Origin of the sequence: Streptosporangium sp. NPDC004379 (assembly GCF_042873875.1) — a bacterium.
Classification (GTDB): domain Bacteria; phylum Actinomycetota; class Actinomycetes; order Streptosporangiales; family Streptosporangiaceae; genus Streptosporangium.
This window is the reverse complement of the sequence record NZ_JBIAMC010000012.1, coordinates 110,412-123,509: the sequence shown is the minus strand read 5'-3', so window position 1 is coordinate 123,509 and position 13,098 is coordinate 110,412. Positions and strand designations below refer to the sequence as shown.

Sequence of the window (13,098 nt, the reverse complement as noted above, 5' to 3'; positions counted from 1 at the left end):
GATCCGATGGCGACCTGACGGGAGGACCGGCCGTGTGCGTTGCGCTGCTGCGCGGCCCCCGGGCCGTCGTCCGGGCGATCCGACTGGCCGCGGAGCGGACGCCGCCGCACCGCGACCGCCACCTCGACCTGCTGCGCGCCGTCGCGATCCTCGCGGTGGTGCTCGGCCACTGGCTGGCCGTCGTGGTGACCTACCACGGCGGGTTCGGCGGCGACACCGTCCTGGCGGCCGTCCCCTGGACCCGTCCGCTGACCTGGGCGTTCCAGGTCATGCCGGTGTTCTTCCTGGTGGGCGGCTTCGTGAACGCCGCCTCTCTCGACTCCTACCGGCGGCGGGGCGGCACCGCCACGGGCTGGTTCCTCGGCCGCACCGACCGGCTGATCCGCCCCACCACGGTGTTCCTCCTCACGCTGAGCGCCGTGGCGCTCCTCGCCGTCCTCCTCGGGGCCGGAGAGGGGACGGTCGCCACGGGCGTGTGGCTCGCCGTCATGCCGCTGTGGTTCCTCGTCGCCTACCTCGCGGTGGTCCTCCTGACGCCGGTGATGCTCGCGCTGCACCGCCGGGCGGGGCTCGCCGTGCCGGTCGTGCTCGCCGCGCTGGTCGGGCTGGGCGACGCCGTCCGCCTCCGGTCCGGCCCGCCGCTGCTCGGCCAGGCCGGCTTCGTCTTCGCCTGGCTGGCGATCCACCAGCTCGGCATCGCCTGGCGGGAGGGGGCGCTGCCGGCCCGCCGTACGGTGGCCCTGCCGATGGCGGCCGGGGGGCTCGCGGTCCTGGTGCTGCTCACCACGGTGGGGCCGTACCCGGTCAGCATGGTGGCGGTCCCCGGCGAGCGGCTGCAGAACACCTCTCCGCCGACCCTCGCCCTGCTGGCCCTGGCGACCGCGCAGACCGGGCTCGCCCTGCTCCTGCACGGTCCCGCCGACCGCCGGCTCCGGCGCGCCCGCCCGTGGGCGGTCGTGGTGGGGGTCAACTCCGTGATCATGACCGTCTTCCTCTGGCACCTGACCGCCGTCGTGGTCGCGGCCGTCGCGCTCTACCCGGCGGGCCTGATGCCGCAGCCGCCCGCCGGTTCGGCGTCGTGGCTGCTGCTCCGCCTGCCCTGGATCGCGTGCCTGCTCGTGGTCCTGGCGGTCCTCGTCGCGGTGTTCGGCCGGGTCGAACGGCGCGCCGGGCCGGTCCCCGGCGCGGACGGGCCCGCGAGCGGGGTCCCGCGCGCCGTCGCGGCGGTCGCCGGCGCGGCGCTGGCGGCCGGGGGACTGCTCGGCGCCGCCGTGACGCTCCCGGCCCGCCTGCCCGTCCCGATGCTCCTGGCGTATCTCGCCGGGGCGGGCCTGCTCCGGTTCCTCCGGAGACGCCCGGGGTCGTGACCGGCCACCGGGACGCTGCTCCTGGAACGCGGCCCCTGGAACGCGGCCCCTGGAACGCGGCCCCCGGAATGCGGCCCCCGGAATGCGGCCCCCGGAACGCGCCCCCAGGACGAGGCCACCGGAATGCGGCTCCCGGGACACGGCCGGCGGGGGCGCCGGATCCGGCGGCCGTGGGGCCTACGCGGTCGCCGCCGCCGTACGGCTCCGCGGGCGGGGCCGGATCCGGCCGGGGCCGCGTTCAGGCCTCGCCCATCACCAGGCCCTCGATCGTGTGCTTCTGGACGATCGGCCGCAGCTCGTCCACCACGGGGCAGGGCAGATGGTCGCGCACCAGGGCGGGCAGGGCGTCCCGGTAGCCGCGGGTGACCGCCATGTCGTGGCGCTCGGCGTTGCCCGCGCCGGGGGCGTCGACGCCCAGGACGAGCACCGGGCGGTCCCTGGCCGAGTGGTTGGCCGTGCCCCGGTGGACGGTCAGCGCCGAGCGGGCCGAGACGTCGCCGCGCCGCGGATGTTTCCGCACCGCGCGTTCCTGGTAGCGGGGATAGGCGTCACGGGGCGGGAACATGCCGTGCTCGAACGATTCGCCGTGGTCCCACTGCGTACCCGGGGCGATCTCGAACGGCCCCATGTCCGGTTCGGTGTCCACGGCGGTCAGGTTGAACGCCAGCGAGGTGAGCCGCCGGTGCGCCCTGGTCTCCTCGGGCATCGGGAAGTCGCGGTGCCAGGGCTGGCCGACCGCCCCGGGCAGGGGCACGTCGAAGCCCAGCTCGACGATCTCGTACCGGGGGCCGAGCACCGCCTCGCAGACCGCGGTGACCCACGGGTGGGTGACCAGGTCGACGAAGCCGCGCATCTGCTCGGGGTGGATCTCGACGTAGTAGCGGTTGGGGCCGCGTCCCACCGCGCCGCTCGGACGGGCGAGCGCCTCGCGGAACGCCGTGTCGATGTCCTCCCGCATCCGGTCGGCCCACTCGGCGGTGAAGGCGCCCGCGCGGGCGGTGATCCCGTCGCGGTGGAGGTCGCCGAGCGCGGTCGCGACGTCGGCCTCGCTCACCCCGGCGTTCCGCCATCCCTCCGGGACGGCCTCCGGCCGCCGGTCCGCCGCCGATTCCCGATCCCGCGCGGGCACGGGGTTCGTCGTCTCCGCCATGGTCCTCCTCCTCGGCCGGTTCCGGATCATCCTCTCCCGTTGTTTGCAACGTTGCAAGAGTGATTAGCTGGATCAAGGTCGTCCGGTCGCGGCCCGCCGTACCGGAAGTGCGCGGCGGTGGAGCGGCGCCGTGCGGCGACGGGAGCGGCGCGGCGGTGGACCGCCGGGACGGCGCCGCGCGGGAGCGGGACCGGCCCGTTCCGGACCGGGCCGGACACGGCGGCGCGGGCGCGGCCGGTGAGCGGGAGGGGAGGCGGAGCCGTGGGTGCGAGCCTGAAGGACGTGGCGGCGCGGGCCGGGGTGTCCGTGCGCACGGTGTCGAACGTGGTCAACGACTTCCCGCTGGTCGCCCCGGAGACCCGCCGCCGGGTGCGGCAGGCGCTGGAGGAGCTGCAGTACCGCCCCAACGCGGCGGCGCGTCAGCTGCGCGCCGGCCGGTCGGGACTGATCGGACTGGTCATCCCCGAGATCGACTCGCCGTACTTCGGCGAGCTGGCGTCCCTGCTGGTCCAGGAGGCCCAGGAGCACTCCTGGACGCTGCTCGTGGACCAGACCGACGGCGACCCCGACCGCGAGCGGCGGCTGCTCGACGACATGCAGGGGCAGATCGTCGACGGACTGATCATGAGCCCCTGGAGCCTGTCCCCGGCCGACCTGCGGCGGCGCGCCGACGCCGTGCCGCTGGTCCTGCTCGGCGAGCAGGACGCCGCCGGGCTGATCGACCACGTGAGCGTGGACTCCGTCGCGGCCGCCGCCGACGCCACCCGGCACCTGATCGAACTGGGCCGCCGCCGGATCGCGGCCGTCGGCGTGCAGCCGCACCTGGCCAACGGCACGGCGGAGCAGCGGGTGACCGGCTACCGGCAGGCGCTGGACGCCGCCGGGATCCCCCGCGACCCCGCGCTGGAGGTGCCGGTGACCGCCCTGCACCGCGCCGACGGCGCGCGGGCGATGCGGTGGCTGCTGGAGGAGGGGCACGCCCCGGACGCGGTGTTCTGCTTCAGCGACCAGCTCGCGCTGGGCGCGCTGCGGGAGGCGCTGGAGCACGGCCTGGCCGTACCGGGGGATCTCGCGGTCTGCGGGTTCGACGACATCGAGGACGGCCGGTACGCCACCCCGTCCCTCACCACCATCGCCCCCGACAAGCCGGAGATCGCCAGACAGGCCCTGTCCTGCCTGGCCGACCGGCTGCGGCGACCGGCGCGCGGCGCGGCGCCCGAGGAGCCGCGGCCGGCGCGCAGGATCGTGGCGGCCCACCGGCTCGTGGTCCGGGAGAGTACGGCCGGCCGCCGCGCGGCGACCCGGGCCTAGACACGGCGACCCGGGCTTGGACACGGCGACCCGGGCTTGGACACGGCGACCCGGGCTTGGACACGGCGACCCGGGCTTGGACACGGCGACCCGGGCTTGGACACGGCGGCCCGGGCTTGGACACGGCGGCCCGGGCTTGGACACGCCGGGCCGGGTGTCACCGTGCCGGGCCCAGCCCGGCGGCCAGAGCGGTGAGGGTGGGGCCGAGCGGCGCGTCGAGCGTCAGGAGGGCGTCGCCGTCGCCCCGGGTCGGACCCTGGTTGACGATCGCGACGGGGATGCCGTGCCCGGCGGCGCGCCGTACGAACCGGTAGCCCGACATCACGGTCAGCGAGGACCCGAGGACCAGCAGGAGACCCGCACGCTCGACCAGTTCGTAGCACTCCTGGACGCGGGGAGCGGGGACGTTCTCCCCGAAGAACACCACGTCGGGCTTGAGGACGCCGCCGCAGTCACGGCAGTCGACGATCCGGAAGGCGTCGATCAGGTCGTCGTCGAGCACGGCGTCGCCGTCGGGGTTGATCACGGCGGTCCGGGTGTGCGCGTACCAGCCGGGGTTGGCCTCTTCCAGGCGTCGTTCGAGCTCGTGGCGGGACGTCCGCCGGCCGCAGGACAGGCAGCGCACGCGGTCGAGGCCGCCGTGCAGCTCGATCACGTCCCGCGCTCCGGCGGAGCGGTGCAGGCCGTCGACGTTCTGGGTGATGATCCCGCCGACCAGCCCGCGCTCCTGCAGACCGGCGACCGCCCGGTGACCGGCGTTGGGGCGGGCGTCGGCGATGTGCCGCCAGCCCAGGTGGCTGCGCGCCCAGTATCGCCTCCGGGCCGCGGCGCTGCCGACGAACGTCTGGTACGTCATCGGCTCGGCCCGGCGTCTGCGGCCGGTCTCCCCGCGGTAGTCGGGGATGCCGGACTCCGTCGACAGGCCGGCCCCGCTCAGCACCACCACGTCGCCGTCGGCGACGAGGTCGGCGAGCATGCGGAACCGGGGGTTCGCCGCGCCGTCCGGGGCACCGGCCGGCCCGCGGTTACGGTCGCCGTCCGGTGCCTCGCCCGGAGTGCCGGGCAGGGCGTCGGTCGGGACGCCGGGGCCCTCGTCCACCTTCCACGTCACCCCTTCATGGTGCCTCACGCCCGTGGCTGCCCGGACCACACCCGGCACCCGCCAGGATCGCCCGGCGGCGCGTCACCCGGTGGCGAAGTACTCGGCCATGACCCGCGTGTGCAGGGGGAACGCCAGCTCCCGGGGGCCGTCGGCGACCAGCCACTCCGTGGTCTCGGCGGTGGGTGTGACCGGCGGAAGCCCGGCCGCGCCGATCCGCGGCCCCAGGGCGAAGACCAGCACGGTGCCGTCCGGGGCGCTGTGCACGTCGAACAGCCGGACATCGGCCGCGTCGACGACGACTCCCGTCTCCTCCCGCAGCTCCCGGACGGCCGCCTGCTGCCACGACTCGCCCAGGTCGATGAAACCGCCGGGCAGCGCGAGGCTCCCGAGGCGCGGCTCGACGCCGCGGCGGACCACGAGGAGTCCGTCGTCCACCGGCAGCAGCATCACCGCCACCGGCAGCGGGTTGAGGTAGCTCGTGTTCCCGCAGGCCGGGCAGGTCCGCGGCCACGGCTGGCCGGGGGCGTAGGCCGCGCCGCAGAAGGAGCAGTGCGAGTTCCTGGTCGTCGTCACGCGGTGAGGCTACCGGGCCGTCCCGCCGCCGGACCGGGAGCCCGATGCCGTGCGGCCGCGCCCGGACACGGTCGCCGGACCGGGAGCCCGATGCCGTACGACCGCCGCCCGGACACGGGGAACCCGGAGTCCGCTCAGGTGATCGTCCCGTTGACAGGCGACCGCCGAATGGTTGTAATGGTCGGCGTGCCACGTGGCGCCGGCCAAGAGCGATGGGCCGGTCGGCTGCCGGGTGAGCACCTTCCAGAAGGGATCCCGCCATGAGGTCACACTCCGCGTCCCGCATCTGACGTAACCGTCGCCGCGCGCCGTACCGGGCGTCGCCGCGCCGTACCGGACGTCCCCGCGCGCCACCTGCCGTGCGCCGGTCGCCTCCGGCCTCTGTGACTCCGGCCGTCCCCGGCCTCCACCGCACGCCGTCGCCGCGACCGCCGAGGTCCCGCATGTCGTCCGGGGTGGTCCCGTACGTCGTCCGGGGCGGTTCCGCATGTCTCCTCACGCGTACCCGCGCGTCCTCAGCACCCCAGCAGTACCCCAGCGTTCCCGACCTTCGCGTTCTCATGAGAGAAAGGCCCCCACGCCGCATGCCCATGTCCTTCAACCAGTCGATCATCGAGGAGTTCCGGGCCAACGGCGGGAAGGTCGGCGGCCCCTTCGAGGGTGGCGACCTCCTCCTGCTGACCACCACCGGCGCGCGGTCCGGCGCCGAGCACACCGTCCCCTTGGCCTACGTCCGCCACGACGACCTGCTGCTGGTCGTCGCGTCCGCCGGCGGCGCGCCCCGCCACCCCGCCTGGTACCACAACCTGCTCGCCCACCCCATGGTGCGGGTGGAGATCGGCACCGAGACGCAGTGGGCGATCGCCGTCCCCGCCGAGGGCGAGGAGCGGGACCGGTTGTTCGAGCACGCCGTGCGCGCGGCCCCCGGCTACGCCGACTACCAGGCCCGCGTCGAGCGGTCCCTGCCGGTCGTCATGCTGCGGCGCTCCGGGCCCGACGAGGACCCGCACGACGTCACCGACCTCGCCGCCGTGCTCCTGCGGATCCACGCCTGGCTGCGCTCGCAGCTGCGGCACGTGCGCGCCGAGGCCGACGCCCACTTCGCCGCGCGGGCGGCCCACCGGGGGCCGGGCGAGCCGCCCGCGCCGGGGCTGGGGCTGCAACTGCGGCAGCACTGCCTGGCGTTCTGCCAGTCCCTGGAGGCCCACCACGGCCACGAGGACGCGCACATGCTCCCCATGCTCGCCGCCCGGCACCCCCGTCTGCGCGACGTCGTCGACCGGCTCCGCGAGGAGCACCGTACGGTCGCCCGCATCCAGGCCGAGCTGGTCGTCCTGCTGGACGGCATCGCCGCCGACGACCCGGACCGTTTCCGCGCCGAGCTGGACCGGCTGTCGGAGGAGCTGAGCGCGCACCTCGACCATGAGGAGGAGTCGTTGCTCCCCGTCCTGGCCGAGATGCCGTTCCCTCCCGTCCCGCCCGCCTCCTGAGGCTCTGTTACGGTTTACCGCGACGCGGGGTGCCCGGTGCGCCGGGCTGAGATCACACCCGTTGAACCTGACCTAGTTCGTACTAGCGGAGGGACGTCACCGCCGGTCGTGTCCCCGGGCGCGGCCGGCCGCGGCGCGCGGCGCCCGCGGGTCTCCCGCGGGCTCCCGCCCTCCCCGAGACCCGGTGAGTGAGGGGACACGATGTTCTGCGAGGAGATCTGGGCGCGTACCGCCACGCTGCTCAAGGCGATCCACGACCACCCGTTCAACGCCGCCCTCGGCGACGGCACCCTCGACCGGGAGCGTTTCGCGTTCTACATGGTCCAGGACGCCCGTTACCTGGCGGCGTTCTCCAAGGCGCTGGCGGCGGCCTCGGTGCGGTCCGCCGACCCCGGCGACGCGATGTTCTTCGCGCGGAGCGCGCACACGGCGCTGGCCGTCGAGCGCGGCCTGCACGCCTCCTACCTGGAGGAGTTCGGGGTGAGCGCCGAGGAGGAGGCGGCGGTCCCCACCTCGCCGACGTGCCTGGCCTACGCGTCGTTCCTCCAGGCGACCGCCCTCGCGGAGCCCCTGCCCGTGCTCGCCGCCGCGGTGCTGCCGTGCTTCTGGGTGTACCAGGACGTCGGCACCGCGCTCCTCGCCCGTACGGCGGGCGTGGCCGGCCACCCGTACCGGGCGTGGATCGACACCTACTCCGACGAGTCTTTCGCCGCCTCGGTCGAGCAGATCAGGGCGATCACCGACCGGCTCGCCGGGGCCGCCGGCCCCGAGACGCGCCAGGCCATGGACGAGGCGTTCCGCCGCGCGACGGAGTACGAGTGGATGTTCTGGGACAGCGCGTGGCGGCTTGAGACCTGGCCCACCCGGCAGTGGCTCGGATAGCCGGCCGGGAGCCTCGCCCGGACGGCGAGCCCCGAACGGGTCACCCCGCCCGCCCCGGAGACCGGGTCCGTCCGGACGGCGGGCACAGTGCGGATCGCGTGGGTCGCCGGGGCCGCGCCGGGCGGGCCGCCTCCCCGGTGTGGCTGCCGCTGCTCCTCGCGGCGGTGGCGCTGGCGCTGACGGTCGCGGGTTCCTGGGCCCCCTCGATGTGGGCCGACGAGCTGGCGACCGCGCAGACCGTGACCTCCTGGGACACGCTGTGGGAGACGCTCCGCGAACGGGACGCGGTGTTCCTGCCGTACTACCTGCTGATGTACGTCTGGTCCCGGGCGGGCACGGCCGACTGGTGGCTGCGGCTGCCCTCCGCGCTGGCGGTGGCCGCCGCCACCGGGCTGCTCGCCGATCTGGGCCGCCGGCTCGGAGGCGTCCGCGCCGGAGTGGTCGCGGGAGCCGTCCTGCTCGCGCTGCCGGCGATCTCCCGCTTCGGGCAGGAGGCCAGGCCGTACACGCTGGCCGTCGCCGCCGCGGTCTTCTCCTTCTGGTGCCTGCACCGGGCGCTGGAGACCGGGCGCTGGGGCCGCTATGTCCTGTCCGTCGCGCTGCTGCCCTGCACGCATCTCTTCGCGGTGCTGTCCCTCCCGGCCCACCTGGTCGTCTCCCGGCGCTGCCTGCGGTGGCTGGCGCTGGGCTCGCCGGTCACGCTCGCCGTCGCGGCGATCTCGGCCGGGCAGGTGGGGCAGGTCAACTGGCTGGAGGCGCCGGGATGGGAGAACGTCGTCCTGGTCCGCAGCGCGATCACCGGCTGGCAGCCGCAGCCCGAGCCGGGGGACCTGCCGGCCGTGCTCCTCGGCTGGGCCGTCGCCCTGGCCGGGCTGGTCTCGGCGGCGGTCCTGCTCCTGCGGGGAAGGCGGGGGAACGGCGACCGGGAGGCCGCCGGGCCGCCCGCGGGTGATCCCGCGCTCCGGGCCTTCGCCGCGGGGGCGGTGGTGTGGGGCGTGCTGCCGATGCCGGTCCTGGTCGCGGTGTCCCACCTGGTCACCCCGGTGTACAGCTCCCGGTACGTCCTGTTCGCCGCGCCCGCCTTCGCGCTGCTCGCCGGGCTGGGGGCGGCCCGCCTGCCGCGTGCCGTACTGGTGGCCGGGCTCTGCGCGGCCGTGGCGCTGGGGGCCCGGCAGCAGGTCCTGCTGCGCACCGAGCCGGGGCACCAGGTGAGCTACCGCGTCGCCGCCGGGATCGTCGCCGCGCAGCGCGAGGTCGGCGACCGGACCGTCTACGTGGTGCCCTGGGCACGCCAGGGCCTGACCCGTTACGGGGCCATGCCGCCCGAGAGGCGTTCCGGCGACGCGGCGGGGGAGCGGGTCTGGCTCGTCCGGAGCGACTTCGGACGGGCGGTCCGCCCCGGGACCGCGCTGCCGTCCAGGAACGGCGTGGCCCCGGCGATGATCCCCAAGATCGACACGCTGCTCAGGGAGCGGTTCACCGTGACCCGGACCTGGCCGCTGCGCGGCGTCACCGTCCTCCTGCTCGAACGCCCCCCGCGCGCCGCCCGCCGGTAGTGCCGGCCGTACCGGCGCCGAAGCGGGCGGCCACCAGATCGTCGGCCCAGCGCCGCAGCGCCTGTTCCACCGGCGGCATGCGCAGCCCCGCCCGCTCGGCGAAGGCCCGCGCCGGGGCCGTGTCGTAGCGGTCGCCCGACAGGAACGACAGCGTCTCCGGGTCGGCCCCGGTCAGCGCCCGGGGCAGCCGCCGCAGCAGCCAGACCGGGATCGACCGGCGCGGGGCGTGAACCCCCAGGTGGGAGGCGAGCAGCGCGACCAGCTCCGGCAGCTCGGGCGTGTCGTCGTCGAGCACCCAGTACGCCCTGCCCGCTGTCTCCTCGTGCTCGGGAACCGCGGCCATGAAACGGGCGAGGTGGCCGGCGTCCACGACCGGGACGAAGACGCCGGGGCCGCCGGGCAGGAGCGGCAGCCGCCCCCGCCACAGGTCGTGGACCAGCGAGGCCAGGCCGATGAACTGGCCGGGACCGATCACCGTGGCGGGGTTGACGATCGTCAGGGGGACGTCCAGCTCGCGGGCCCGGCGGCGGACCGCCGCGTCCCCCTCGGCCTTGGACGCCTCGTACGCGCCCAGCCTCCGGTAGTCCGGCTCCACCCCGCTGACGCGGTAGCCGCTGACGTGGACCAGGCGGCGCAGGCCGGTCCGGGCCGCGGCCCACTCGGTCACGTTGACCGCGCCGGTGACGTTGGCGAGCCGCGCCTCCGCCACGTCCATGCCGAAGGCGAAGCGGGCGGCGGTGTTGTAGATGTCGCGGACCCCGGAAAGGCCGGTGATCCCCAGCCCCGGCGCGGTGATGTCGCAGGTGACGACGGTCAGTCCCGCGGTGTCCACCCCCTGCCCGGCCAGCCGTGAGGTCAGCCGGTCTCCCGGCCCGCGCACCGCGGCGGCCACCCGGCGTCCCTGGCGCAGCAGCTCGGCGACGAGGGACCGTCCGATGAAGCCGGCGGCGCCGAAGACGACCGAGTCGGGCGGATGAGAGGTCATGACACTCCTTGTAAATAGATCGGTCTACATATTTTTTGGCCGAAAAGAAGGCCCGCCGGGAAGCGGGCCCTCGCGGGACGGTGTCCGGGCTACAGCAGCGCCTCGATCCGGCGGGCGACGCGCTCCAGCGGGTCGCGGCTCCGGTGGGCCCTGGCCAGCAGCAGCGCGCCCTCGATCAGGGCGAGGACGGTGACGGCGGTGTCGGCGGGCTCGGGATGCCCCTCGGCGGCCAGGCGCCGGCGCAGCCCCTCCTCCCAGGAGTCGTAGACCTCGGCGCAGACCCGCTGGAGCGGGTCGCTCGTGGCCGCCGTCTCCAGCGCCACCGTCGCCACCGGGCAGCCCTTGCGCCACCCCGACTCCTCCAGCCGGTCGCCCAGGAACGCCAGCATCCCGGCGACCATGCCGCGGGTGCCGGACGACGACTCCGCCAGCGCGCGCAGCGCCAGGCCGATCTCCTCGCCCGCCCGCCGTACGGACTCGCCGACCAGCTGGTCCTTGCCGCCGGGGAAGTGGAAGTACAGGGAGCCCCGGGGCGTGCCGCTGGCCGCGATCACCTGGTTCAGCCCGGTCCCGAAGTAGCCCCCGGTCTCGATCAGGTCCCGGGTGGCGTCCAGCAGGCGTCCGCGCGTCTCCTCACCTTTCTGACCCACGGGATGAAAATAGACCGGTCTGCCGATTCTTGGCAAGGGCACGGACAGGCGGAACCGATGGGTGACCCTTCCGCCCACGGCACGGCCGGCGCCCGGTCCCGTGGTCCGCCGCCCGATTCCGCGCCGTGCCGTCCGGCCCCGTTCCCCTCCCGGGTCCGGGCGGCGCCGGCCCGCGCTAACCCGCCGGATCGGTGATGCGGTAGCCCACGCCGGGTCTCGTGGTGATGGGTGACGGGTCACCCAGCTTGCGGCGCAGACGGCCGACGGTCACGGTCACGGTGTTGGTGAAGGGGTCGGCGTTCTCATCCCAGACCCGCTCCAGGAGGGCCTCGGCGCTGAGGAAAGCGGGGGCGACGCTCAGGAGGGCTTCGAGGAGGGCGAACTCCTTGGGCGAGAGATCGAGGGGACGGCCGTCGCGGATGGCGACGTGGCGTGCGGCGTCGAGTTCGATGCCGGCCGCGCGCAGCGTCCGCGGGCGGGCGGAAGGGCGTCGCCGGGCCAGGGCCTGGATCCGCAGGACGAGTTCGGGGAAGTGGAACGGCTTGGCGAGGTAGTCGTCGGCTCCCAGGGTCAGGCCGCTGACCCTGTCCCCCGGTGAGCCGGCCGCGGTGAGCATCAGGACCATGGGGCGGTCGGCGCGTTCGGTGATCATGTGGCAGAGCGTGTCGCCGTGGATGCCGGGCAGGTCGCGGTCGAGGACGACCACGTCGTAGGCGTTGAGATCGAGTTTGGCGGCGGCGGCCAGACCGTCGTGGGCCGTGTCCACGGCCATGCCCCGGTCGCGCAGACCCTCCGCCAGGACGTCGGCCAGCGCGCGGGCGTCCTCGACGACCAGGATCCTCATACGGCGGCACCCGCCGGCGCGGGCGCGGACGGCACCGAGACGGCGACCCGCAGGCCGCCTTCCGGCCGGGCGAGCAACTCCAGACGTCCGCCGTACGCGCCGACGACGGCCGCGACGATCGACAGGCCGAGGCCGGAACCGGCCTCCGATCCGGTCCGGTCCGCGGCGAGCCGCCGGAAGGGCTCGGTGAGCCGGGCGACGTGCTCCTGGTCGAGGACGGCCCCGCCCGTCTCCACGACGAGCCGCGCCGAGGAACCCGCCGTCGTGGTCGCCACCCGGATCCAGCCGCCGCGCCGGTTGTGGATCACCGCGTTGTCGATCAGGTTCTCCGCCACCCGGGACAGCAGAACCGGGCTGCCCCGGGTCCACGCGCCGTCCCCCGTGTCGGCGTGGACGGTCAGGTCCTTCGCCGCGATGGCCGCGGAGCGGCCGGTCAGCGCCTCGGACAGCAGCCGGGCGAGCGAGACCGGCGCCCGGCCGGGAAGCGCGCCGTGCTGCGCGCGGGCGAGCAGGAGGAAACCCTCCAGGAGGTGGTCGATCCGGTCGAGCTCGGTGCGGAGGCGATCGGTCAGCGCGACCGTCTGGGACGTCGCCGACGGCTTGGCCGCGGCCACGTCCAGCGACGCCCGCATGGTCGCCAGCGGCGTGCGCAGCTCGTGGGAGGCGTCGGCCACGAACCGGCGCTGGGCGGCGAAGGACGCCTCCAGGCGCTCCAGCAGCCCGTCGACGGTGTCCGCGAGGTCCTTGACCTCGTCGGCGGGGCCCGGTACCGCCAGCCGCTCGTGCAGGTTGTTGGCGGAGATCCGCCGGGTGGCCGAGGCGATCGTACGCAGTGGACGCAGCACCCGGCCGGCGACGATCCCGCCGAGCAGGACGGAGACCGCCCCCATCACCGCCAGCGCGATCAGGGAGCCCGCCAGGAGCTGCCGCGACTGCGTCACGTGGACGTCCGCCAGCTGTGCCTGGAGCCGCTCGACGTGCCCCCGGAGGGCCGTGAGATCAGACTGAGGATCGGGCGTCCCGGGGGCGGCCCGGGACGCCCGCCACCCCACGGCGAGCAGATTCGTCATGGTCAGCAGGGCGGTCCCGGAGGCCAGGAACAGCGCGGCGTACATGACGGTGAAGCGCTGCCGTACGGTCCGGCCCCTCAGCGTGAGACCTCGCGGCTTGCCCATCGGTCCTCTCCCC

Annotated in this window: 12 protein-coding genes and 1 riboswitch; of the genes, 5 read left to right on the top strand and 7 right to left on the bottom strand. The window is 75.3% G+C overall.

Annotated elements, in window-relative coordinates:
• Nucleotides 1–32 precede the first annotated feature (32 nt).
• Nucleotides 33–1,367 carry an acyltransferase gene (locus ACFYSC_RS25050; protein WP_389966166.1) on the top strand — a complete coding sequence of 445 codons (1,335 nt, stop codon included), beginning with the start codon at nucleotides 33–35 and terminating at the stop codon, nucleotides 1,365–1,367.
• Nucleotides 1,368–1,605: 238 nt separating this feature from the next.
• On the opposite strand, the gene ACFYSC_RS25045 is transcribed toward ACFYSC_RS25050, so the two are convergent.
• The gene (locus ACFYSC_RS25045) at nucleotides 1,606–2,517 is read right to left on the bottom strand and encodes a phytanoyl-CoA dioxygenase family protein (protein ID WP_389966163.1); all 912 of its coding nucleotides are present in this window, start codon (nucleotides 2,515–2,517) and stop codon (nucleotides 1,606–1,608) included.
• Between the two features lie 261 nt (nucleotides 2,518–2,778).
• Here ACFYSC_RS25045 and ACFYSC_RS25040 point away from each other — a divergent pair, with 261 nt between their 5' ends.
• On the top strand, nucleotides 2,779–3,828 hold the full coding sequence (locus ACFYSC_RS25040; RefSeq protein WP_389966160.1) for a LacI family DNA-binding transcriptional regulator: 1,050 nt from the start codon (nucleotides 2,779–2,781) through the stop codon (nucleotides 3,826–3,828).
• 157 nt (nucleotides 3,829–3,985) lie between these two features.
• Here the strand turns inward: ACFYSC_RS25040 and ACFYSC_RS25035 are convergent, their stop codons facing one another.
• Both ACFYSC_RS25035 and ACFYSC_RS25030 read right to left on the bottom strand, forming a co-directional pair.
• The gene (locus tag ACFYSC_RS25035; protein ID WP_362930330.1) at nucleotides 3,986–4,804 is read right to left on the bottom strand and encodes an NAD-dependent protein deacetylase; all 819 of its coding nucleotides are present in this window, start codon (nucleotides 4,802–4,804) and stop codon (nucleotides 3,986–3,988) included.
• Nucleotides 4,805–5,011: 207 nt separating this feature from the next.
• A complete protein-coding gene (locus tag ACFYSC_RS25030) occupies nucleotides 5,012–5,503 on the bottom strand; it encodes an NUDIX domain-containing protein (protein ID WP_389966157.1) in 492 nt (163 codons plus the stop codon).
• 584 nt (nucleotides 5,504–6,087) lie between these two features.
• On the opposite strand from ACFYSC_RS25030, the gene ACFYSC_RS25025 reads away from it, so the two are divergent.
• From ACFYSC_RS25025 to ACFYSC_RS25015, 3 genes are all read left to right on the top strand, one after another.
• Nucleotides 6,088–6,993: a nitroreductase/quinone reductase family protein gene (locus ACFYSC_RS25025; protein WP_389966154.1), complete on the top strand. Its 906-nt coding sequence runs from the start codon at nucleotides 6,088–6,090 to the stop codon at nucleotides 6,991–6,993.
• Between the two features lie 15 nt (nucleotides 6,994–7,008).
• Nucleotides 7,009–7,104, top strand: a riboswitch (TPP riboswitch).
• 90 nt (nucleotides 7,105–7,194) lie between these two features.
• Complete coding sequence (locus tag ACFYSC_RS25020; protein WP_389966151.1) at nucleotides 7,195–7,875, top strand: TenA family protein; 681 nt, start codon at nucleotides 7,195–7,197, stop codon at nucleotides 7,873–7,875.
• A gap of 98 nt (nucleotides 7,876–7,973) precedes the next feature.
• On the top strand, nucleotides 7,974–9,431 hold the full coding sequence (locus ACFYSC_RS25015; protein ID WP_389966148.1) for a glycosyltransferase family 39 protein: 1,458 nt from the start codon (nucleotides 7,974–7,976) through the stop codon (nucleotides 9,429–9,431).
• Here the strand turns inward: ACFYSC_RS25015 and ACFYSC_RS25010 are convergent.
• The 4 genes from ACFYSC_RS25010 to ACFYSC_RS24995 form a co-directional block, all read right to left on the bottom strand.
• Complete coding sequence (locus tag ACFYSC_RS25010; RefSeq protein WP_389966145.1) at nucleotides 9,385–10,416, bottom strand: SDR family oxidoreductase; 1,032 nt, start codon at nucleotides 10,414–10,416, stop codon at nucleotides 9,385–9,387. The genes ACFYSC_RS25015 and ACFYSC_RS25010 overlap by 47 nt on opposite strands.
• Nucleotides 10,417–10,505: 89 nt before the next feature.
• A complete protein-coding gene (locus ACFYSC_RS25005; protein ID WP_362930201.1) occupies nucleotides 10,506–11,066 on the bottom strand; it encodes a TetR/AcrR family transcriptional regulator in 561 nt (186 codons plus the stop codon).
• Between the two features lie 175 nt (nucleotides 11,067–11,241).
• Nucleotides 11,242–11,910, bottom strand: coding sequence for a response regulator transcription factor (locus ACFYSC_RS25000; RefSeq protein WP_389966141.1), 669 nt, complete (start codon nucleotides 11,908–11,910; stop codon nucleotides 11,242–11,244).
• On the bottom strand, nucleotides 11,907–13,085 hold the full coding sequence (locus ACFYSC_RS24995; protein ID WP_389966138.1) for a sensor histidine kinase: 1,179 nt from the start codon (nucleotides 13,083–13,085) through the stop codon (nucleotides 11,907–11,909). Before ACFYSC_RS24995 ends, ACFYSC_RS25000 begins: the two co-directional genes overlap by 4 nt.
• Nucleotides 13,086–13,098 lie beyond the last annotated feature (13 nt).